Origin of the sequence: Mesorhizobium sp. (assembly GCF_004962925.1) — a bacterium.
Classification (GTDB): domain Bacteria; phylum Pseudomonadota; class Alphaproteobacteria; order Rhizobiales; family Rhizobiaceae; genus Mesorhizobium.
Window position 1 is genome coordinate 1173 of record NZ_SUEO01000245.1, and the last position, 2077, is coordinate 3249.

Sequence of the window (2077 nt, forward strand, 5' to 3'; positions counted from 1 at the left end):
CGGAACGATCGTCGGCACGGTGCTCGGCGCGCTTACCGTGGCCGTCATCGGCAACGGCCTGATCCTGGCGCATCTGTCGCCCTTCCTGACGCCGATCGTAACCGGAACGATCATCCTGATCGCCATCTGGCTGAACTTCCGCCTGTTCCGCGGCGCCGTGCGGAGCCGTTGAGCCCATGAGTGATCTCTTCGATGACGCGGCTCCCGGGCAGCGGCTGCCGATCGGGGTCGAAACCGGCCATGTGATGACCGTGCTCGGCCCCGTCCCGGTCGAAGAAATGGGCATCACGCTGATGCACGAGCACATCTTGCTCGACGGCGCACGCACCTGGAAATGTCCCTGTCATCCCGACGACCTGGCGCTCGCCGAGCAGCCGGTGAACATCGAGATCATCGGCGAATTGCGCATGAACCCTTACGTCAACCGTGACAATGTTTCGCTCGACGACAGTGATCTCGCGCTATCGGAGCTGCAGCGGTATCGTGCGCTCGGCGGCCACACCGTCGTCGATGCGACCAATATCGGCATCGGCCGCGAGCCGGAAAAGCTTGCCCGCATCAGCCGCATGTCCGGACTGAAGATCGTCATGGGCACCGGCTTCTATCTGGAGCACACCCATCCCGAATGGCTGAAGACCATGGATGTCGACGCGGTGACCGAGTTCATCGTCAACGATGTCGGCGGCGGCGAGACGCAGCCGCCGATCTTGGCCGGGCTGATCGGCGAGGTCGGCGTCAGCAAGGATTTTACCGCCGAGGAGCGAAAGTCGCTGAGAGCTTCCGCAAGAGCCTCGCGCATCACTGGCGTGCCGCTGTCGATCCATCTGCCGGGCTGGGAGCGGCTGGCGCACGAGGTGCTCGATGTCATCGAGGCCGAGGGCGCCGATCTTCGCCACACCGTGCTCTGCCACATGAATCCGAGCTACAGCGATCTCGACTACCAGACAAGCCTCGCCCGGCGCGGCGCGTTCCTCGAATACGATATGATCGGCATGGACTATTATTATGCCGATCAGGACGCGCAATCGCCCTCCGACGAAGAGAACGCGCGGGCAATCGCGGCACTTATCGAGGCCGGCTTCGGCGACCGCCTGCTGCTGTCGCAGGATGTGTTCCTCAAGATCATGCTGACCCGCTTCGGCGGTTTCGGCTACGGCTATATCCTGAAGCATTTCATACCCCGCCTGAAACGGCATGGCGTCGAGCAGCCAGCGATCGACCGCATGCTGGTCGCCAATCCGAAGGCTGTGTTTTCGCGACGGAACTGACTTAAGACGGAGTTCAAATGTCCAAGAAAAAGATCCTGCTTGCCGGCGAATCCTGGGTGTCGACCGCCACCCATATCAAAGGCTTCGACCAGTTTCCGACGGTCACCTATCACACCGGCGCGGACGAATTGCTGACAGCGCTGAAGGCGACCGACTTCGACGTGACCTTCATGCCGGCGCATGAGGCACAGCGCAGCTTTCCGCAAACGATGGAGGCGCTTTCGGCCTATGACGCGGTGGTGCTCTCCGACATCGGCGCCAACACGCTGCTTCTGCATCCCGACACCTGGGTTCACTCGAAGCCGACGCCGAACCGCTTACGTCTGCTGCGCGACTACGTGCGCAACGGCGGCGGGCTTTTGATGTTCGGCGGCTACTATAGCTTCCAGGGCATCAATGGCGGCGCGCGCTACCGCAAGACGCCGGTCGAGGAGGTGCTGCCGGTGGACTGCCTCGCCTTCGACGACCGCGTCGAGGTGCCGGAAGGCTTTGCGCCTGTCCTGAAAGGCTCCTCCAGCCATCCCATCCTTAACGGTCTCGGTTCGGACTGGCCAATCCTGCTCGGCTTCAACGAGGTGACGCTGAAGGACGGGGCGGAAGTTCTGGCGACCGTGTCGTCGGATTATGGCTCGCTGCCGCTGCTTGTCACCGGCCACTATGGCAAGGGCCGCACTGTGGCCTGGACATCCGATGTCGGGCCGCATTGGCTGCCACCGGAGTTTATCGCCTGGAAAGGCTACAAAACCCTATTCGAACAGATGCTGAGCTGGGCGACCGGTGAGAGTTGAGCGATGCACGTCCACGTCGTG

Annotated in this window: 2 protein-coding genes and 1 pseudogene; all 3 read left to right on the plus strand. The window is 62.3% G+C overall.

What is annotated here, in order from left to right:
- Window positions 1-172: pseudogene (locus E5W87_RS30855) on the plus strand (ABC transporter permease); the annotation flags it as partial.
- 4 nt (window positions 173-176) lie between these two features.
- On the plus strand, window positions 177-1268 hold the full coding sequence (locus E5W87_RS30860; protein ID WP_292406344.1) for a phosphotriesterase-related protein: 1092 nt from the start codon (window positions 177-179) through the stop codon (window positions 1266-1268).
- A 17-nt stretch (window positions 1269-1285) separates the two neighbouring features.
- A complete protein-coding gene (locus tag E5W87_RS30865; RefSeq protein WP_292406347.1) occupies window positions 1286-2056 on the plus strand; it encodes a glutamine amidotransferase in 771 nt (256 codons plus the stop codon).
- The last annotated feature ends 21 nt before the right edge of the window (window positions 2057-2077 follow it).

What these genes read in the sequence shown, in the direction of transcription:
- E5W87_RS30860 (WP_292406344.1), top strand. Translation starts at nt 177, where the DNA reads ATGAGTGATCTCTTCGATGACGCGGCTCCCGGGCAGCGGCTGCCGATC.
- E5W87_RS30865 (WP_292406347.1), top strand. Translation starts at nt 1,286, where the DNA reads ATGTCCAAGAAAAAGATCCTGCTTGCCGGCGAATCCTGGGTGTCGACC.